General features: G+C 71.6%; 19 protein-coding genes. 7 read left to right on the plus strand and 12 right to left on the minus strand.

What is annotated here, in order from left to right:
* Nucleotides 1-50: 50 nt before the first annotated feature.
* Nucleotides 51-2,393: an ATP-binding cassette domain-containing protein gene (locus OH768_RS46765; RefSeq protein WP_406463051.1), complete on the minus strand. Its 2,343-nt coding sequence runs from the start codon at nt 2,391-2,393 to the stop codon at nt 51-53.
* Between the two features lie 123 nt (nt 2,394-2,516).
* Here OH768_RS46765 and OH768_RS46770 point away from each other — a divergent pair, with 123 nt between their 5' ends.
* Nucleotides 2,517-4,988 (plus strand): ATP-dependent Clp protease ATP-binding subunit, encoded by a 2,472-nt coding sequence (locus tag OH768_RS46770; protein WP_406463053.1) that lies wholly within the window; start codon nt 2,517-2,519, stop codon nt 4,986-4,988.
* 34 nt (nt 4,989-5,022) lie between these two features.
* Complete coding sequence (locus OH768_RS46775; protein ID WP_406463055.1) at nt 5,023-6,045, plus strand: alcohol dehydrogenase; 1,023 nt, start codon at nt 5,023-5,025, stop codon at nt 6,043-6,045.
* Here the strand turns inward: OH768_RS46775 and OH768_RS46780 are convergent.
* Nucleotides 6,035-7,030, minus strand: a complete 996-nt coding sequence (locus OH768_RS46780) for an LLM class flavin-dependent oxidoreductase (protein ID WP_406463057.1) — start codon at nt 7,028-7,030, stop codon at nt 6,035-6,037. The two genes, OH768_RS46775 and OH768_RS46780, sit on opposite strands and share 11 nt — an antisense overlap.
* Nucleotides 7,031-7,082: 52 nt before the next feature.
* Entirely contained in the window at nt 7,083-7,505 is a 423-nt protein-coding gene (locus OH768_RS46785; RefSeq protein ID WP_406463058.1) for a (2Fe-2S) ferredoxin domain-containing protein, read from the minus strand.
* Between the two features lie 68 nt (nt 7,506-7,573).
* On the opposite strand from OH768_RS46785, the gene OH768_RS46790 reads away from it, so the two are divergent.
* From OH768_RS46790 to OH768_RS46805, 4 genes are all read left to right on the plus strand, one after another.
* On the plus strand, nt 7,574-8,065 hold the full coding sequence (locus tag OH768_RS46790) for a hypothetical protein (RefSeq protein WP_317881027.1): 492 nt from the start codon (nt 7,574-7,576) through the stop codon (nt 8,063-8,065).
* A gap of 84 nt (nt 8,066-8,149) precedes the next feature.
* Nucleotides 8,150-8,491, plus strand: a complete 342-nt coding sequence (locus OH768_RS46795) for a metalloregulator ArsR/SmtB family transcription factor (RefSeq protein ID WP_317881026.1) — start codon at nt 8,150-8,152, stop codon at nt 8,489-8,491.
* 3 nt (nt 8,492-8,494) lie between these two features.
* Nucleotides 8,495-9,001 carry an SRPBCC family protein gene (locus OH768_RS46800; RefSeq protein ID WP_406463059.1) on the plus strand — a complete coding sequence of 169 codons (507 nt, stop codon included), beginning with the start codon at nt 8,495-8,497 and terminating at the stop codon, nt 8,999-9,001.
* Complete coding sequence (locus tag OH768_RS46805) at nt 9,001-9,669, plus strand: dihydrofolate reductase family protein (protein ID WP_406463061.1); 669 nt, start codon at nt 9,001-9,003, stop codon at nt 9,667-9,669. Before OH768_RS46800 ends, OH768_RS46805 begins: the two co-directional genes overlap by 1 nt.
* A gap of 20 nt (nt 9,670-9,689) precedes the next feature.
* Here the strand turns inward: OH768_RS46805 and OH768_RS46810 are convergent, their stop codons facing one another.
* The 5 genes from OH768_RS46810 to egtA form a co-directional block, all read right to left on the minus strand.
* Nucleotides 9,690-9,905: a dodecin gene (locus OH768_RS46810; RefSeq protein ID WP_033279016.1), complete on the minus strand. Its 216-nt coding sequence runs from the start codon at nt 9,903-9,905 to the stop codon at nt 9,690-9,692.
* Nucleotides 9,906-10,005: 100 nt separating this feature from the next.
* On the minus strand, nt 10,006-10,968 hold the full coding sequence (gene egtD / locus OH768_RS46815; protein WP_406463062.1) for an L-histidine N(alpha)-methyltransferase: 963 nt from the start codon (nt 10,966-10,968) through the stop codon (nt 10,006-10,008).
* Nucleotides 10,965-11,738 (minus strand): ergothioneine biosynthesis protein EgtC, encoded by a 774-nt coding sequence (gene egtC / locus OH768_RS46820; protein WP_406463064.1) that lies wholly within the window; start codon nt 11,736-11,738, stop codon nt 10,965-10,967. The genes egtD and egtC overlap by 4 nt, the downstream gene beginning before the upstream one ends.
* Nucleotides 11,738-13,084, minus strand: a complete 1,347-nt coding sequence (gene egtB, locus OH768_RS46825) for an ergothioneine biosynthesis protein EgtB (RefSeq protein ID WP_406463065.1) — start codon at nt 13,082-13,084, stop codon at nt 11,738-11,740. Before egtB ends, egtC begins: the two co-directional genes overlap by 1 nt.
* On the minus strand, nt 13,081-14,385 hold the full coding sequence (egtA, locus tag OH768_RS46830) for an ergothioneine biosynthesis glutamate--cysteine ligase EgtA (protein ID WP_406463066.1): 1,305 nt from the start codon (nt 14,383-14,385) through the stop codon (nt 13,081-13,083). Before egtA ends, egtB begins: the two co-directional genes overlap by 4 nt.
* 280 nt (nt 14,386-14,665) lie before the next feature.
* Between egtA and OH768_RS46835 the strand changes: the two genes are divergently transcribed.
* Nucleotides 14,666-15,490 carry a TIGR02452 family protein gene (locus tag OH768_RS46835; protein ID WP_406463067.1) on the plus strand — a complete coding sequence of 275 codons (825 nt, stop codon included), beginning with the start codon at nt 14,666-14,668 and terminating at the stop codon, nt 15,488-15,490.
* Between the two features lie 4 nt (nt 15,491-15,494).
* Here the strand turns inward: OH768_RS46835 and OH768_RS46840 are convergent, their stop codons facing one another.
* From OH768_RS46840 to OH768_RS46855, 4 genes are all read right to left on the minus strand, one after another.
* Nucleotides 15,495-15,941 (minus strand): type II toxin-antitoxin system PemK/MazF family toxin, encoded by a 447-nt coding sequence (locus OH768_RS46840; protein WP_093623598.1) that lies wholly within the window; start codon nt 15,939-15,941, stop codon nt 15,495-15,497.
* A 55-nt stretch (nt 15,942-15,996) separates the two neighbouring features.
* Entirely contained in the window at nt 15,997-17,484 is a 1,488-nt protein-coding gene (locus OH768_RS46845) for a flotillin family protein (protein WP_406463069.1), read from the minus strand.
* Nucleotides 17,485-17,628: 144 nt separating this feature from the next.
* The gene (locus tag OH768_RS46850; protein ID WP_317882467.1) at nt 17,629-17,847 is read right to left on the minus strand and encodes a hypothetical protein; all 219 of its coding nucleotides are present in this window, start codon (nt 17,845-17,847) and stop codon (nt 17,629-17,631) included.
* 2 nt (nt 17,848-17,849) lie between these two features.
* Nucleotides 17,850-19,295: an amidase gene (locus OH768_RS46855; RefSeq protein ID WP_406463070.1), complete on the minus strand. Its 1,446-nt coding sequence runs from the start codon at nt 19,293-19,295 to the stop codon at nt 17,850-17,852.
* Nucleotides 19,296-19,297 lie beyond the last annotated feature (2 nt).

Genomic DNA, 19,297 nt, shown 5'->3' on the forward strand with positions numbered 1-19,297 from the left:
CTGGTCGCGCCCACGCGGCGGAGCCGCAGATCGATACAGCTCCGCCCCCTCTAGGGGGTTGCCAGGGCCCTTCCCAAATAGGGGGCCGTAGTGCTTCCTGCTGCCCTTGCCACATCCCTCGGTGGGCCCGTTGCCACGACCCTGCCGCCCTCCTCCCCTCCGCCCGGGCCCATGTCGATCACCCAGTCCGCGCCTGCCACCACCGCCATGTCGTGCTCGACCACCACCACGGTGTGGCCGGCGTCGACCAGTCCGTGGAGTTGCCGTAGCAGGACTTCGACGTCGGCCGGGTGGAGGCCGGTGGTCGGCTCGTCGAGGAGGTAGAGGGTGTGGGCGCGTCGGACGCGCTGCAACTCGCTTGCCAGCTTGATGCGTTGGGCCTCCCCGCCGGACAACTCGGTGGCGGGCTGGCCCAGCCGCAGGTAGCCGAGGCCGACGTCCAGGAGCGTGGTGAGGCTGCGGGCCACGGCCGGGGTGTCCGTGTCCGCGAAGAAATCGGCCGCGGCCTCCACCGTCAGGTCGAGGACCTGGGCGATGTCCCGTCCCCGGTACGTCACTTGGAGTGTCTCGGGGTTGTAGCGGGCCCCGCCGCAGTCGGGGCAGGGTGCGTAGGTGCTCGGGAGGAAGAGCAGCTCGACGCTGACGAATCCCTCGCCCTGGCAGGTCTCGCAGCGTCCGCCCGGCACGTTGAAGGAGAACCGCCCTGCGCCGTAACCCCGTTGCCGTGCCTCGTCGGTGGCCGCGAACGCCTTGCGGACGACGTCGAAGAGACCGGTGTAGGTGGCGAGGTTCGAGCGCGGGGTGCGGCCGATCGGTTTCTGATCGACCGACACCAGGCGTCCCACGCGCGGCAGTTCCTCGGTGATCTCGCCGATCAGTGTGGACTTTCCGGAGCCGGACACGCCGGTGACCGCGGTGAACACGCCCAGCGGGAACTCCGCGGTCACGTCCCGCAGGTTGTGCCGGGTGATCGGGCCGACCTTCAACTCGCCCCGGGGTGAACGTACTTCGCGGGCGGGTGTGGGGGAGTGGTCGAAGAGGAAGCGCGCCGTCGCCGACTCCTTCACCTTCGCCAGTTCGGCCACCGGGCCGCTATGCAGCACTCGCCCACCGTGCTCGCCCGCCAGCGGGCCCACGTCCACCAGCCAGTCGGCGGCGCGCATCACGTCGAGGTGGTGCTCCACGACGAACACCGAGTTGCCCGCCGTCCTCAGTCGGTCCAGCACCGTGAGCAGGGCCTCGGTGTCGGCGGGGTGCAGTCCGGCGGACGGTTCGTCGAGGACGTAGACGACACCGAACAGACCGGAGCGCAACTGCGTTGCCAGGCGCAGGCGTTGGAGCTCGCCGGCGGAGAGGGTGGGGGTCGCGCGGTCCAGGCTGAGGTAGCCGAGGCCGAGTTCGAGGACGGGGGCGATGCGGGACGTGAGGTCCTCGGTGAGGACGCGTGCCGCCTCCGAGGTTCCGTTGAGCGTGCCCGCCAGTTCCGCGAGGGGGAGTGCGGCCAGGTCGGCGATCGTGCGGCCCGCGACGGTCACCGCCAGGGACTCGGCGCGCAGTCTGCTGCCTCCGCAGACCGGGCAGGGGGCGCTGGTCAGGAAGCGTTCCGCCTTGGCCCGTAGGGTCAGGCTCTTCGTGTCCGCGAAGGTCTTCATGACGTAGCGGCGGGCGCTCATGTACGTGCCCTGGTACGGGCGTTGGATGCGGTCGGCGTCCCGTACCGGATGGACCGTGACCACTGGCTGCTCGTCCGTGAACAGGATCCACTCCCGCTGCTCGGCGGGGAGTTCGCGCCACGGAGCATCCACGTCGTAACCGAGCGTGTCGAGGATGTCGCGCAGGTTCTTGCCCTGCCAGGCGCCGGGCCAGGCGGCGATCGCGCCCTCGCGGATCGAGAGGGAGGGGTCGGGGACCAGGGACTCCTCGGTCGTGCGGTGCACCCGGCCGAGGCCGTGGCACTCGGGGCACGCGCCCGCCGCCGTATTGGGGGAGAAGGCGTCCGAGTCGAGGCGCTCGGCGCCGGGCGGGTAGTCGCCGGCGCGGGAGAACAGCATGCGGAGTGAGTTGGAGAGGCTGGTGACCGTGCCCACCGAGGAGCGGGAGGTGGGGGTCGAGCGGCGCTGCTGGAGCGAGACGGCGGGCGGGAGGCCGGTGATCTCGCGGACCTTCGGGGCGCCGATCTGGTGGATCAGTCTGCGGGCGTACGGCGCGACCGACTCGAAGTAGCGGCGCTGGGCCTCGGCGTAGATCGTGCCGAAGGCGAGGGACGACTTCCCGGAGCCGGAGACGCCCGTGAACACGGCCAGCACGTCCCGTGGGATGTCGACGTCGACGCCCTGGAGGTTGTGCTCGCGGGCGCCGCGGACGCGGACGTAGGGGTCGTGGGGGCTGTGCATGACCCGGCGAGTCTATGCGACCCCGCCGTAGGACGCCCGCTGACCTGCGGGGGTGCGGGGGCTTCCGCGCTGTGCCACGTTGGAAGGTACGCATGCCAGTCGCCGGACGGAAGGTCCGTGGTCATGAGCACTCCCGGATTCGGTTTCGGACGCAGCCCCTTCGAGGAATTCGACGAGCTGATGTCCCGGTATTTCGGCGGTTCGGGTCCGGCGTCGCCATCACGCCGGGCCCAGCGCGTCGACATCGGCAGCCTGCTCTCCGAACGGGCCCGTGAGCTGGTGGCCCAGGCGCGGGACATCGCCGCCGTCGAGGGCAGCGAGGAACTCGACGCCCGGCATCTGCTGGCAGCCGCCACCGAGCAGGAGTCGACCCGACGGCTGCTCGCCGAGGCGGGCGCGGACCCCGACCGGATCCGGGAACGGCTGGCCGCCGGCGAGGACGGCGGCCCGAAGACCGAACCCACCACGCTCACCCCGGCGGCCAAGCGGGCCCTGCTCGACGCCTACCGGATCTCCCGGGCCGAGGACTCCTCGTACATCGGCCCCGAGCACCTGCTGCGGGCGCTGGCCGCCAATCCCGAGTCGGCCGCCGGGCAGGCCCTCGCGGGCAGCGGCTGGGAGAGCGGCCGGGTGCCCACCGGTTCCGAGCCCGAGCGCAAGCGGCCCAGCAGTACGCCCACCGTCGACGAGTACGGGCGCGACCTCACCGAGGACGCCCGCGCCGGGCGGCTCGACCCCGTGATCGGACGGGACGACGAGGTCGAGCAGACCATCGAGGTGCTGTCCCGGCGCAGCAAGAACAACCCCGTCCTCATCGGCGACCCCGGCGTCGGCAAGACCGCCGTCGTCGAGGGCATCGCACAGCGCATCGTCGTCGGTGACGTCCCGGAGACCCTGGCGGGCAAGCGGCTCGTGTCGCTGGACCTGGCCGGGATGGTGGCAGGAACCAAGTACCGGGGTGAGTTCGAGGAACGGTTGAAGACGCTCCTCGACGAGGTGAGCGAGCACGGGGACGAACTGGTGCTGTTCCTCGACGAGTTGCACACCGTCGTCGGCGCGGGTGGCGGTGGGGACGGCGCTCTCGACGCGGGCAACATGCTCAAACCCGCCCTGGCCCGCGGGCAGTTGCACCTCATCGGCGCCACCACCGTCGACGAGTACCGTAAGTACATCGAGAAGGACTCCGCGCTGGAGCGCCGCTTCGCGCCCCTCCTGGTCGGCGAACCGACCGTCGACGACACCATCGAGATCCTGCGCGGACTGCGCGACCGCTACGAGGCCCACCACCAGGTCCGTATCACCGACGAGGCGGTGGTCGCGGCGGCCGAGCTCTCCGACCGCTACATCACCGCCCGCTTCCTGCCCGACAAGGCCATCGACCTGATGGACCAGGCCGCGGCACGGGTACGGCTGCGGGCCAAGACCCCGCTGTCCGACACCCGCGAGATCGAGGACCGGCTCGCCGCCCTGAACCGGGAGAAGGACCAGGCCGTAGCCGACGAGGAGTACGAGCGGGCCAAGGAACTCCGCGACCGCATCAAGGACACCGAGGCCGAGCTGAAAGCCGGCGGCTCCGCCGAGGAACAGGCGCCCAAGGTCACCGCCCAGGACATCGCCGAGGTCGTCTCCCGCACCACCGGCATCCCCGTCGCCCAGCTCACCGAGGAGGAACGCGCCCGGCTGATGAAGCTGGAGGAGCACCTCCATGAGCGGGTCGTCGGCCAGGACGAGGCGATCACCGCCGTCGCCCGCGCGGTACGCCGCGCCCGGGCCGGCATGAGCGACCCGAACCGGCCCATCGGCAGCTTCCTCTTCCTCGGCCCCACCGGCGTCGGCAAGACCGAACTGGCCCGCGCCCTTGCCGCCGCCCTCTTCGGCGACGAGAGCCGCATGATCCGCCTCGACATGAGCGAGTTCCAGGAACGGCACACCGTCTCCCGCCTGGTCGGAGCGCCTCCCGGATACGTCGGCCACGACGAGGCCGGGCAGCTCACCGAGGCCGTCCGCAGGCAGCCGTACGCCGTGCTGCTGCTCGACGAGGTCGAGAAGGCGCACCCCGACGTCTTCAACACCCTGCTGCAATTGCTGGACGACGGACGGCTGACCGACTCGCAGGGCCGCACGGTCGACTTCAAGAACACCGTCGTGATCATGACGTCGAACATCGGCGCCGATCGCATCCTCGCGGCGGGCGTCGACGACTACGCCAAGGTCCGCGAGACGGTGATGCCGGTCCTGAACCAGCACTTCCGCCCCGAGTTCCTCAACCGCATCGACGAGATCATCGTCTTCCGCGGCCTGGAACGCGCCCAACTCCGCGACATCGTCGACCTGTTGCTGGAACACACCCGGCGCAGGCTGCACGCCCAGGACGTCACCCTTGAGGTCACCGACGCGGCGGCCGACCTGCTCGCGAACCTGGGCTATCAACCCGACTTCGGCGCCCGCCCGTTGCGCCGCACCATCCAGCGCGAGGTCGACGACCGGCTCGCCGACATGCTCCTCGCCGGCGAACTCGAAGCGGGCGACCAGGCACAGGTCGACGCGACCGACGGCACGATCGAGATCAGGGTACGCCAGGCGGCCGCGCACTAGCCGAGCCGCATTCGTATCCCGCAGGGAGACAGGTATGAGCAGTTATCGAGTCGCGCAAGTCGCCGCTGCCGGCGTCGAGTTCACGATCGTCGAGCGGGCCGTGCCGCAGCCCGGCCCCGGTCATGTGCGAATCGCCGTGGAGGCCTGCGGGATCTGCCACAGCGACACCTTCTTCGTGAACGCCGGAGTGCCTGGCGTGAGCTTCCCGCTCGTCACCGGGCACGAGATCGCCGGACGGATCGACGCGCTCGGCGAGGGCACCTCGGACCGGGGCTGGCGGGTCGGCGACCGGGTGGCGGTCGGCTGGTTCGGCGGCAGCTGCGGCTACTGCACCCCTTGCCGGCAGGGCGACTTCATCGTCTGCGAGAACCTGAAGGTGCCCGGCTGGGCGTACGACGGCGGCTTCGCCGAGATGACGATCGCGCCCACTGACGCGCTCGCCCGGATCCCCGAGGGCCTGTCGGCCAGTGCCGCCGCGCCCATGGGCTGTGCGGGCGTGACCACCTTCAACGGGCTGCGGCGCAGTGCGGCGGGGCCGGGCGACCTGGTGGCCGTACTCGGACTCGGCGGTCTCGGTCACCTGGGTGTGCAGTACGCGGTCGCGATGGGATTCGAGACCGTGGCGATCGCGCGCGGCGCCGAAAAGGCCGACTTCGCCAAGCAGTTGGGCGCGCACCACTACGTCGACAGCACGGCGGTCACCGAAGTCGCCGAGGCGCTGCGGGCGTTGGGCGGCGCGAAGGTGGTCCTGGCCACGGCGGGCAACGCCGACGCCGCATCGGCGACCGTGGAGGGGCTGAGGCCCCGTGGCGAGCTGGTGGTCATCGGGGCAGACAACGCGCCGTTGGGGATCAGTCCGCTCCAACTGCTCATGAGCGCCAAGCTGGTTCGCGGTCACCCGTCCGGCACCGCGCAGGACGTACAGGACACCCTGGACTTCAGCGTCCTGCACGGCATCCACCCGATGGTGGAGACCGTACCCCTGGACCAGGCCGGCGAGGCGTATCAGCGGATGCTGTCCGGAGCCGCGCGCTTCCGGATGGTGCTCACCCCATGAGTGAGGCGAGCCGCCGGTAGGAGTCCAGCAGGGCTTCGCGGTCGTGGGTGCTGGTGGTGACGAGGACCTCGTCCGCGCCCGTCTCCTTCAGCACCGTCTCCAGCTCGTGGGCCACCTGCTCCTCGGTGCCCGCGAGCTGTCCGCTGAGCCCGGCCTCGTAGAAGCCGAACTCCTTGTCGGACATGGCCAGTTGCTCCACTCGCTCGGCGGGCGGCAGTGGCGGGAACGTGCCGTGGGTGCGCGAGTACGCCATCGACCAGGCCTCCGGGACGAGGAGCCGCCGGGCGGCCTCGGGGGTGGCGGCGACGGCGATCGTGCCCGAGATGACGACGTACGGCTCGGCGGCCCAGGGGGAGGGGCGGAACCGGGCGCGGTAGTGGGCGATGCCGCGCCGCATCTTCTCCCGGTTGCGCAGGTCGCCGATCACCATCGGCAGACCGGCCCGGGCCGCGATGTCGGCGCCCTCGCCCATCGCGAGCACGAACGGCGGGACGGCGAGACCCTCCGAGGGGCGCGCGTGCGCGCCCGTGGGGGAGGTGCCCCGGAACCAGCCGAGGAGTTCGTCGAGTTGTCCGGCGAAGTCGTCGGCGTCGTCCTTGTCGCGGCCCAAAGCCTTGCGCACGCCGTCGGTGAAGCCGACCGAGCGGCCCAGGCCCATGTCGATCCGGCCCGGGAACAGCGACTCCAGCACCCCGAACTGCTCGGCCACGACCAGGGGTTGGTGGTTGGGCAGCATCACCCCGCCCGTCCCGACCCGGATGCTCCGGGTGGCCGAGGCGACGGCGGCGGCCAGCACGGTCGGCGCGGAACCGGCGACCCCAGGCACACCGTGGTGCTCCGACACCCAGAACCGGTGATAGCCCAGCCCCTCGACCTCCCGCGCCAGCCGCACGGTGTCCCGCAGCGCCTCGGCGGGCGGGTGCCCCTCGCGGGTGCGCGAGCGGTCGAGCACGGAGAACGGGGTCGAGGCGATCAAGGAGCTCACATGGTGTTCAACGCCCGTCGGCCCCCGGCATTCCCCGGGTCGGTCGGAGCGCTCACCGCCGCGACCGGACGCGTGCGTCCCGCGGCGGGTCGATGAACTGCAGCTCCAGCGTCACGGGCGGCTCCGCGAGCCCCGGGCCGCCCGCCGCCGCCCACTCCAGCACTTCCTCCGTGCAGCCGTCGTCCATCGCGAACCCGACCCAGGTCGGCCGTCCGCCGGCCCGCCGCCCCGCTGCCGACGGCTGGACCACGATCACGTTGGCCTGGTCGCAGGGGCCGAGGCAGTCGGTCGTACGCACTGAGAAACCGTGCTCGGCGGACCCCGACCGCAGTCGTTCCAACTGCCAGACGTGGTCCGTGCCGGGGAGCTTGCGCGGGTCGCCGCAGCAGCAGCCCCGGCAGACGACCAGGGTGCAGGGTCGTTCTCGGGCGGCGCCTATGAGGAACGTACGGGGAGCGGGAGTTGCGGCAGACATACGAGAAGCATGAGGCCACGGCCTCGGGCGCTCGCTGCCGGGGTGCGGGGGCTGTCTATGGTGGGCCGGTGACAGCTGACAGCAGACGGCCCCTCGCCGTGTTCGACCTCGACAACACCCTCGCCGACACGGCACACCGGCAGCGGTTCCTGGAGAACAAACCGCGCGACTGGGACGGCTTCTTCGGCGCCGCGTCACAGGACCCGCCGTTGGCGGAGGGCGTCGCGCTCGCGCTGGAGTGTGCCGAGGAGTGCGAGGTCGTCTATCTGACCGGGCGGCCCGAGCGCTGCCGGCGCGACACGCTCGACTGGCTCGCAGCGCAGGGGCTGCCCGAGGGGCGGGTGTTCATGCGGCGCAACGACGACCGCAGGCCCGCCCGCCGCACCAAGCTGGAGATCCTCAAGCGGCTGGCCCGGGACCGGGACGTCCGGGTTCTCGTGGACGACGACGAGCTGGTCTGCGACGACGCCGAGCGGGCCGGCTTCAGGGTCGTACGGGCCCGCTGGACCGCCCCCTCCGCCGCGCTGGAGGCGGCGCAGGAGGGGGAGGGCCGGACCTGAGAGGGCCGTACCCGCGTCATCCGGCAAGGCACGCCCGGTTCCTCTCCGGCTTGACGTATTCCCATATCGGCATACGATGGCCGCATGGCACGAGCAGCGACGACGTCGGACGTCTTCAACGCGATCGCCGAGCCGCAGCGCCGGGAGATCCTGGCGCTGTTGCGGGCGGGCGAGCGGCCGGTGACCGAGTTGGCGCACGAGCTGGGGATGAGCCAGCCGGGGGCGTCCAAGCATCTGCGGGTGCTCCGGGAGGTGGGCCTGGTGCGGGTCCGCGAGGCGGGCAAGCAGCGCCTGTACGGCCTGGACGCCCGCGGGCTGCGGCCCGTCCACGAGTGGGCCGGCGGATTCGAGCGGTTCTGGAACGAGAGTTTCGACCGGCTGGACACCTATGTGCAGGACCTCAAGCAGGCACGGCAGGAGGAATGACGGATGGCGGCGGCAAGGCGGGAAATGGGCGCGGAGTCGGCGACGGCCGAACGGGAGATCGTGATCTCCCGGGTCATCGACGCCCCGCAGGAGCTGGTGTTCGAGGCGTTCACCGAGGTCCGGCATCTGTCGCGGTGGTGGGGGCCGGACGGGTTCACCACCACCACGCGGTCCTTCGAGTTCCGCGAGGGCGGGGAGTGGGTCTTCGTGCTGCACGGGCCGGACGGGACCGACTACTCCGAGTGGATTGGCTGGACGCGGATCGTCCCGCCTGAGCGGATCGAGCTGCTGCACGGCGAGACCCGCGACGACCCGGACGCCTTCGAGTCGGTCCTGACCTTCGCGGCGGCCGGCGCGGCGACCCGGATCGTCATGCGCACGGTGTTCCCCACCAGGGAACTGCGCGACGAGGCGGCCGAGAAGTACCACGCGATCGAGGGCGGCGAGCAGACCCTGGGCAGCCTGGCGGCCTATGTCACCGACCTCGCGCGGAAGGGGGCGGAGAGCTGATGGCCGGGAAGGTGTTCTTCAGCGTGTCGATGTCGCTGGACGGCTTCGTCGCACCCGAGCCCGTGCCCGACCAGGACGAGCTCTTCGCGCCCGGCAGACGGGACGACCCGGACGTGCAGCGCTGGCTGGCGCAGTGGACGGAGCTGCAGCAGTGGGTGTTCCCGCTGCGGTTCTTCCGGGAGAACCTGAAGCTGGGCGAGGGCGGCGAGGAGGGCCTCGACAACGACATGGCGCGGGAGACGTTCGAGCGGACCGGCGCGAGCGTCATGGGCAGGCGCATGTTCGACCTCGGCGAGCGGTCCTGGCCGGAGGAGGCGCCCTTCCACACCCCGGTCTTCGTGGTGACGCACACCAAGCGTGACCCGTGGGAGCGGCCCGGCGGCACCACGTTCCACTTCTTCGACGACGGCATCGAGCACGCCCTCGACCAGGCCCGTGAGGCCGCCGGGGACCTCGACGTCCGCATCGCCGGCGGCGGTGCGACGATCCTGGAGTACCTCAATGCGGGCCTGGTCGACGAGTTCTCGATCACGCTGTCACCGGTGCTCTTCGGCACCGGCACCCGCCTGTTCGACGGCGTGGACGCGTCCAGGATCGCGCTGGAGCCGCTCCGTTCGCAGCCGTCTTCGCGGGTGACGCACCTGACCTACGCGGTGCGCCCACGGTAGGCGCACTGCGAGTCCGGCCGTCAGTCCTCGTCCTCGATGCGGAAGCCGACCTTGAGGCCGACCTGGAAGTGCTCGATCTGCCCGTTCTCGATCTGGCCCCTTACCTGCGTCACCTCGAACCAGTCGAGGCTGCGCAAGGTCTGCGCGGCGCGGGCGACGCCGTTGCGGATGGCCTGGTCGATGCCCTCGTGGGAGGTGCCGACGATCTCGGTGACCCGGTACGTGTGGTTGGACATGCGGGTACTCCTCTCGGCCGTGACGGGCGCGTCACGCGTCACTCCAAACTCCACCGTGCCCCAAGGCGCGGCAGTGCGCGAGACGGCCCGTCATCCGCCGTCAGCGCACCACGCTCAGCGACAGCGCGAAGCGGCCCTCCCGGTCGGTCCACCAGTGGGCCAACTCCAGCCCGGCCGCCGCCAGTTCGCTCCGCACGCCCTCCTTGCGGAACTTCGCCGAGATCTCCGTGCGCAGTTCCTCGCCGGCCGTGAAGTCGACGGCGAGATCGAGCGCCGGGATCTTGACGGTCTGGTCCGTGCGGGACCGCAGCCGCATCTCGATCCACTCGTTGCCGGCGTCCCAGAGGGCCACGTGGTCGAAGGCGGCGGCGTCGAAGTCGGCGCCCAGTTCGCGGTCGACCACGGCCAGGACGTTCTTGTTGAACGCGGCCGTCACCCCGGCCGCGTCGTCGTAGGCCCTGACCAGCACCTGTTCGTCCTTGACCAGGTCCGTGCCCAGCAGCAGCGCGTCGCCGGGTGAGAGCAGTGCGCGGAGGCCGTCGAAGAACGTGGCGCGTTCGGCCGGCAGCAGGTTGCCGATCGTGCCGCCGAGGAACGCCAGCAGGCGCGGTCCCGGTGTCTCCGGGAGGGTGATCGCGCCGGTGAAGTCGGCGATCAGGGCATGTACGTCGAGCCCCGGCCGCTCCGCGATGAGGGCGTGCCCGGCCTGCGTGAGCGCGCTCTCGCTGACGTCGACGGGGACGTACAGGGCCAGGTCGGTGAACGCGTCGAGGAGGTGGCGCGTCTTGTCCGAGGAACCGGAGCCCAGCTCGACGAGCGTCCGCGCGCCGGTCGCGGCGGCGATCTCGCCGGCCCGGTCGATGAGGATCTCCCGTTCCGCGCGGGTCGGGTAGTACTCGGGCAACTCGGTGATCTGCTCGAAGAGTTCGCTGCCGTGAGTGTCGTAGAACCACTTCGGCGGGAGGGTCTTCGGGGTGCGGGTGAGGCCGTGCAGGACGTCGGCGCGCAGGGCCGCGTCGGTGGCGTCCTCGGGCAGGGTGCGGGTGAGAAGGAACGGGCTCACGTGCGGGGCTCCTTCGATGGTGCGAGATCTTTGAGGGGGGTGAGGAGGACCTCGGCGCGGGTCGCGGTGAGCAAGGTGCGGTCGGGGACCTCCTGCCAGTGCGGGTCGTCGTCGTAGGGCTCGGAGGCGACGACCGTGCGGCGGCCGGGCTCCGAGAGGTACCAGAGGGTGTCGCCCCAGGCCGTCGCGGCGATCGACTCACCGTTGGTGAGAAGGAGGTTGAGACGGGAGCCGGGGGCGGCATGGGCGACCTCCACCACCGTGTCGGCCAGCGCCTGGCCCTCCTCGTCGCCCGCCCGCAGCCGGCCCAGGACCAGCGCCCAGACGAGCGCCGAGTCGCAGCGGGCCTCAAGGGACAACAGGTCCACCGGCGGCAGCCGTTGGGCGAGCGCCGCGAGCGTCTGGGGCCAGCCGGTGACGGCGCCGTTGTGGCTGAACAGCCAGGGGCCCGTGGCGAACGGCGCCGCCGCGGCCTCCCCGTCCGCACCCGCGAACGTCGCGTCCCGTACGGCGGCCAGCAGCGCCCCCGTACGGACCACGCGGGCCAGGTCGGCGAAGGACTGGTCGCCCCAGATGGGCACGGCCCGCCGGTAGCGGCCCGGCACCGGGTCGCCCTCGGCGTACCAACCCACCCCGAAACCATCGGCGTTGACCCTCCCGTGCTTCTGCCGACGCGGTTCCCAGGACTGGCGGTACAGGCTGTGCTCCGGGTCCACGAGGAGCCGGCCGAGCGGCTCCTCGGGTCCCAGGTATGCCAGATGACGGCACATCAGACGGCCCCCGAGCGGGCGGTGCGGAAGCCGGAGAAGATCTGCCGCCGGATCGGATAGTCCCAGTTGCGGAACGTGCCCCGGCAGGCCACCTCGTCCACGGCGAACGAACCGCCCCGCAGCACCTTGTACTCGGGGCCGAAGAACACCTCCGAGTACTCCTTGTACGGGAACGCCCTGAACCCCGGGTAGGGCAGGAAGTCGCTCGACGTCCACTCCCACACGTCACCGATCAACTGGCGTACCCCCAGCGGTGATTCGCCCGCCGGATAGCTGCCCGCAGGGGCCGGGCGGAGGTGACGCTGGCCGAGGTTGGCGTGCTCAGGGGCCGGGTCGGCGTCGCCCCACGGGTAGCGCATCGAGCGGTCGTTCACCGGGTCGTGGCGGGCCGCCTTCTCCCACTCGGCCTCGGTGGGCAGCCGGCGTCCGGCCCAGCGGGCGTAGGCGTCGGCCTCGTACCAGCACACGTGCACCACCGGCTCGTCGAGCGGCACGGCCTCCGTGACACCGAACCGGCGCCGCAGCCACTGGCCCGCCTCACGGCGCCAGAACTGCGGCGCGACAACGGAGTTGCGGCGGATGTGCGCCCAGCCCTCCTTCGTCCACCAGCGCGGGTCGTCGTAGCCGCCGTCCTCGATGAACGCCAGATACGCGCCGTTGGTCACCGGGGTCGTGTCGATGTAGAAGGGGGCCACCTCGCGCCGGTGCGCGGGCTTCTCGTTGTCCAGGGCCCACGGCTCGGTGGAGGTGCCCATGGTGAACGGGCCGCCGGGGACGAGGACTTCGGCCGGGCCGGTGAACAGCGGTACCGGTTCCGGGTCCGGAGCCGTCAACGCCTGTGGCCCCGTGCGGAGCTGATGGGTGATCAACATCGTTTCGTCGTGCTGCTGTTCGTGCTGGGCGATCATCCCGAAGGCGAAGCCCGCCTCCGTCAGCCGCGTCCCGCGGAACGCCGAATCAGCGAGTACGTCCGTCACCCGGCCGCGCACCTCGGCCGCGTACTGCCGGGCCTCCGCGGGCGGCAGCAGCGGCAGCGAGGGGCGTTCGGAGCGCGGGTGCTCGAACGCGTCGTAGAGGCCGTCGATCTCGGGCCGCATCGCGTCCCGGCCGCCGACGGCCCGCAGCAGCCACAGCTCCTCCTGGTTGCCGATGTGTGCGAGGTCCCAGACCAGAGGGGACATCAACGGCGAGTGCTGAGCGGTGAGTTCGGGCTCGTCCACGCAGCTCGTCAGGAGCGTGGTGCGGTCCCGGGCCGTGGTGAGGGTGGTCAGCGCCCGTTCCCTGAGCGCCTCGATATCGATGTCATCAACGGTCGTGTCATCAACGGTCGTGTCGGCGTCGGTCATGTGCGGATGTCCTTCCCGTGCGGGCGGCTGTCCGTGCCACGCACGCGGTCGAGCAGATCGTCGGCGGGGCAGCGGCCCCGGATGACATAGCGGTCGAAGTACGCGCGGACGGCGTCCGTGACCTTGGCGCTGGCGCCCAGCCGGGGCAGGGCCTCCAGCGCCGTCGCGAAGCAGACGAGCGCCACTTCGTGCAGCTCCGGGTCGGACAGTCCGTAGCGGGCCGCGTCGATCCACAGCGGATTGTGCGGCGCGGGCAGCCCCAGGGACCGCTCGGCCAGCGGCTTCACGGCCCGGTACGCGGTCTCGGCGGCCTCCGGGTCGTCGAACAGCGCCGTCGTCACGGCCAGCGGCACGATCCAGCCGTCGTCCCCGGGCTGCGCGTCGATCATGCGCAGTTCGAGATGGCCGCGCGGTCTGACCGGCGGGAACAGAGTGGTGAGGTGATAGTCGAGGTCGGCACGGGTCGGGGGCGTCGAGGACCGGGTCCACTCCCGGAACGTGAGCCCCTCGGGCACGTCCCACGGGCCGTCCTCGCGCCGGACGCACATCACCGGCGAGTCGAGGACGTGCTCCGCCCAGGCGCCGCGCGGCTCCGCGTCCAGCGGGGGCGCGCCCGCCCGCCCGGGGCCGATCTCCATCCAGATCAGCTGCCGGGAGGAACGCCAGCCCGTGGGGCTGCGGCCGACCAGCGGGGAGTTGGCGAACGCGGCCACCAGCACCGCGCCCAGCTGGTGCGCCAGCCACCAGCGCCGCCCGTGGCCGAGCGGTCCCGGCTCCTCGTAGCCGGCGTCCAGGCACACCTGCACGGACGCCGAGCTGCACATCATGCGGCGGCCGGCGGGGCCGGTGCGGTCGAGGCAGCGCTCCATCGCGTCATAGCGCGGCTCGTGCAGGAACCGGCGCGGCGGGTGCCAGGGATCGTGGCCGACGCCGACCAGCCCCAGGTTGTCGCGGGCCAGCACCGCGCGGACGGTGTCGAGGTCTTGGGAGACGGAACCGATGCACTCCATCAGGGAGGCGGCGGGCGACGAGCTCAGTTCCAGCTGGCCGCCGGGCTCGACGGTGAGCGCCGACCTCAGGTGCACGGTCTTCAACGCGGCATAGGCCGCTTCGAGTCGTTCGGGTGTCACGGGGAGCTGCGGCAGCCGCAGCTCGTGGACGAGCCATTCCACTTCGACCCCGAGGGTTCGGGGCGGACCGGTCTTGAAGCAGATGCCCTTGACCAGGGCCTCCACCTCGGGTTCGGTGACCGCGGTACGGGGCTCCGTACAGTCGCTACAGTCACTTGCCGTATCGGACATGTCGGGATCCTCCTGAGATTCCACCATGCCACCGGCCCGGTTTCGGTTGGGCCCGGGCCGGCACACTCGTCCCACCCAAGACCCTCGCGGCTGGTCGCACAAGGGTGCGTATTGCCACGTTCGGGATCGGTAATCTCCGGTTCGCCGGCCGTTCGCGGAGCCCGGAAACTCCGTTGCACCGCACGACCAGCATCGCTCACGATGCAGGTATGAGCACGACGGGGGAGAACACGGGGGAGATCGCGGGGCGCGCTCTCATGGCGTACACGGGGGTTATGCCATGAGCGCGCGCCTGCGCGGCATCGCGCAGCAGACCGAGCAGATCGTGGCGGCCGGCGGGTACCGCACGGCGGACGGGCGCGAGGTGTCCATCGCGGCCGAGATCGAGGCGGCCCGGGCGGGCACCGGCCTGCACGGACCGGGACCGGTGCGCATACCGGCACTCTCGCCGGTGGACACGTTCATCGAGGTCACGGGCGAGAGCAGCCTGGAGGCCGCCCGCCGGCTCACCGGCCAGGTCGCCGTGCTGAACTTCGCCTCGGCCCGCAATCCGGGCGGCGGCTTCCTCAACGGCGCGCAGGCCCAGGAAGAGGCCCTGTGCCGCGCCTCCGCGCTGTACACCTGCCTGCTCGAGGCCCGCGGTTTCTACGACCATCACCGCGCCCACCGGGACCCGTTCTACACGGACCGGGTCATCCACTCACCGGCCGTCCCCGTCTTCCGCGACGACAAGGGCCGCCTCCTGGACGAGCCGTACACCGCCGGCTTCCTGACCGCCGCCGCGCCGAACGCCGGGGTCGTCCTGCGCACGGCACCGGAGCGCGCGGCCGAGCTGCCGGGCGCCGTCGCCGCACGGGCGGAGCGGGTGCTGGAGACGGCGCTGACGCACGGCTACCGGCGGCTGGTCCTGGGGGCCTGGGGCTGCGGGGTGTTCCAGAACGACCCGGCACAGGTCGCGGGCGCCTTCCACACGCTGCTCGGGCCGGGCGGACGGTTCGCCGCGGCCTTCGAGCACGTGGTGTTCGGCATCCTGGACCGCACACCGGGTGCCACGGTCCGGGCCGCTTTCGTTCGGGCTTTCCCAGAGCGTCAGCTCCGGAGCTAGCCCGTCAGGTCCAGCCGTAGCGCTCGTGCAGCCGGTGGCGGACGAGGTTGAAGCGCATCTGGTCGATCGCGCACGCCTCGCGGCGCATGCCGTCCTCGTGCAGGCGCAGGATGCGGTCCACGTCGACCCACGAGTCGCGGCCCGACTTGTCCCACGGGCCGTTGCCGATCGCCACCCACTCGCGGTCGGCGTCGTGCCGCTTGCTGGAGAGCTGGACGGCGAGCAGGGTCCCGCCGGGCTCACGGGCGACGACGAGCACCGGGCGGTCCTTGCCCCGGCCGTCGTTCTCCTCGAACGGCACCCAGGTCCAGACGATCTCACCGGGGTCGGGGTCCCCGTCGTGTGCGGGAGAGTACTCGGTACGCACCTTGCCGACCTCGCGCGGGTCGGCCTCGGTGGTGGCGGAGGGGCCGAAGCGGCCCGGGACGTTCTCATCGGTAAAGGCGGTCACGGGGGGCACCTTAGAGGGTGTCCCCCGTGACCGGTACGTCAGCCTCCCGTTGACGTCACTTCTCGTCCGTCTCCACCGGCACCTTCTGCGACGACGGTTGCACACTCCCGTTGAGGGCCGAAGTCCCGTTCGGGGCCTGCCCGTTCTCGTTCATCGTGGAGAGCAGCTGGCGGGCCAGACCGAGTCCGGCACCGCCCATCGTGAGGGCCTTGGCGAGCATCTCCGCCATGCCGTCGGCCCCGTTGAGGACCACCATGTTGTCGACGCTGCCGAACGCGGACGCGCCGGCCCGCACGATCTCCGGCCAGTTCTCGGCGAGTTGCTGCGCGACCACCGCTTCCTGGTTCTCGGCGAGGGCCGCGGCCCTCGCCTTGATGGCCTCCGCCTCGGCCAGACCCTGGGCCCGGGTCGCCTCGGCGGCGGCCAGACCCTTCGCCTGGGCCGCGGCGGCCTCGGCCTCACCGGTGGCCCTGGTCGCCGTCGCTGCGGCCGCACCGCGTGCCTGGGTCGCCTCGGCCTCGGCGTTCGCGGCCGTCTTGATCCGGCTCGCCTCGGCCAGGGCTGCCAACTCGGTCTCCTTGGCCTTGGCTTGAGCCGCGGAGATCCGCGCGTCACGCTCGGCCTCGGCGCGGGCCCGGGTCTCGTACGCCTGGGCGTCCGCGGGCTTGCGGACGTCCGCCTGGAGCTGCTGTTCCCGCCGCAGGGCGTCGAGTTCGGCGATCCGGGTCTCCTGCACGACGACGTCCTGCCGGGCGGCGGCGTCCGCGAGCGGTCCGGCCTGCCGGGCCTTGGCCGCCGCCTTGTCGCGCTCGGCCTGGTAGCCGGCCTGCAGGATCTCGCTGTCCCGGGTGGCCTCCGACATCCGTGCCGCGGCCTTCTGTTCGGCCTCGGTGGCCAGCCGGTTGGCCTCGGCCTGCGCGATGCGCGCGTCCCGCTGGACGGCGGCGGCGTGCGGCATCGCGAGGTTCTTGATGTACCCGGTCGGGTCCTCGATCTCGTGGATCTGCAGCGAGTCCACGATCAGGCCCAGCTTCTCCATCTCCGTACCGCAGGCGGCACGGGTCTGGCCGGTCAGTTTCTCCCGGTCGCGGATCATGTCCTCGACCGTCAACCCGCCCACGATGGACCGGAGATGACCGGCGAACACGTTGTGCACCCGCTCCGACATCATCTTCTGCTGGTCGAGGAAACGACGGCCCGCGTTGGCGATCGACACGAAGTCGTCGCCCACCTTGAAGATGACCACGCCCCGCACCTTGAGCGGAATGCCCTGGGTGGTCACACAATCCACGTGCAACTCGGTCTCGTTGAGGTCCAGCGAGATCTTGCGCACCGCCTGCACACCCGGCAGCACCAGCGTGCCGCGCCCCGTGACGATGCGGAACCCCATGCCCTCTTCGAGGCCTTCGGTACGGTGTTTCGAGCCGGAGATGATGAGTGCCTCGTTGGGCTCGGCGACCCGCCACATCGACTTGAACAGACCGATCAGTACGAGAATGGCGACAACCGCCACCCCCGCTACGACGCCGATGACCATCGGCATACGCCCCCTTTTGATGGTGCCCTTTCGGCACCGAACGAAGGGAGTGTGCGCCTGTGCGACACCGGGGTACAGACGCTGACGGATCCTTGTTGCAATCTTGACGCGAACGCCCTTGAAACGCCTCTCACCTGCGGGGGAGTACGCTCAACTGTCGTACGCCTCCGTTACGTAGACGGTACGCGGCGGGAGATATTCCACGACCATCACCACGGTGCCCCGCTCGATCCGGCCGGTGCCGGTGGCGGCGTACGCGAGGAAGTGCTCGGCGCCGCCGCGCACCCGGACGATCACCTCACCGACGAGCCCGGGTCCGACCGTTCCGGTGACCCGCCCCATCAGCCCGACCATCGAAGCGTCTTCCATGGTCACAGGGTACGGGCCGAACTGCGCTGTGCCGCCGGGGAATCCGTGCCGATCGGCTCCGGCCACCGCTCGTGCCAGCGCAGCTCCGCCTCCAGCTGGGCGGCGAGCGAGAGCAGCAGCGGTTCGCTGTTCGCCGGGCCCAACAGCTGGGCGCCGACCGGGAGTCCGCCCGCGACGAACCCGGCGGGGACATTGACGCCGGGCCAGCCGAGGACGTTCCACGGCCAGGCGTAGGGACAGGCGGCGATCATCTCGCGGTCGGTGGCCAGGCCGTCCAGGCCGAGCAACGCGCCGACAAGGGGCGGGGGAGCGGCAGTTGTCGGCGCGAGGACCAGGTCGTACATCCCGAAGAACGCGCCGAACCGGTCGTGCAGGGTCGCCTCCGCGCGCCGCGCCGCCCGCAGCGGGGCCCCGCCGAGCAGCCGGCCGAGGCGGGCGGCGTCCAGGGTGCGCCGGTCGAGGAGCCCGGGGTGCGGTGCCTCGCGGACCCGCTCGGCGAGACCGACGGTGGCGCGCGGGACGAACGTCAGCCCGATCTGTCCGTACGGTGGATCCGCCTCTACGACGGTATGGCCCAACTGCGCGAGTTTCTCGGCGAGTTCGAGGACCCGAGCCCGTACGTCCGGGCGCAGCCGGGCGGGCAGCGCGGTGAACGGCGGCTTCAGGGAGAGCGCGATGCGCAGTCGGCCGGGTTCGCGCCCCACGGCCTCGGACATGCGCAGCGCGGGCGGCCGGTGCGGGTCCTGGGCGTGATTGCCGCTCGCCGCGTCCAGGAGCAGGGCCGCGTCCTCGACCGTACGGGCGAGGGTGCCGTTGACGGTGATGCCCTGGAAGGACTCGCCGCGCGGCCAGGTGGAGATACGGCCGCGCTGCGGCTTGACGCCGATGAGGTGGGTCCAGGAGGCGGGGATGCGCACCGACCCGGCGCCGTCCGAGCCGAGCGCGGCCGGGACCAGGCCCGCAGCGACGGCCGCCGCAGAGCCGCCGGACGAACCCCCGGGCGTATGACGGGAGTTCCACGGATTGCGGGTCGCGCCGAACGCGGGCCCCTCGGTGAACGGCCACTGCCCGAGCTCGCAGGTGTTCGTCTTCCCGACGATGACGGCACCGGCCGCCCGCAGCCGTCGTACCGCCTCCCCGTCCTCGGCCGCCGGCGGGAACTCGCCCCGGCAGCCGAACGCGGTCGGTTCGCCCGCCACGTCCGTGTCGTCCTTGACGGCGACCGGTACCCCGAGCAGCAACTTGCGGATTCCGGCGGCCAGTTCGCGGTCCGCCGCGTCGGCCTCGGCGAGCGCGGCTTCCCGCCGTACGACCCGAAAGGCGTTCAGGGAGGCCTGAGTTGCCTCGATCCGGTTCAGTGCCCGCTCGGTCAGGGTGCGTGACGTCACCTCACCGGCGGCCAGCGCGCGGGCGGACTCGGCGAGGCCGGGGGAGCGGTCGGGCGTCATGG

The sequence above is a fragment of the Streptomyces sp. NBC_01622 genome, assembly GCF_045209635.1.
In the GTDB taxonomy this organism is placed as follows: domain Bacteria; phylum Actinomycetota; class Actinomycetes; order Streptomycetales; family Streptomycetaceae; genus Streptomyces.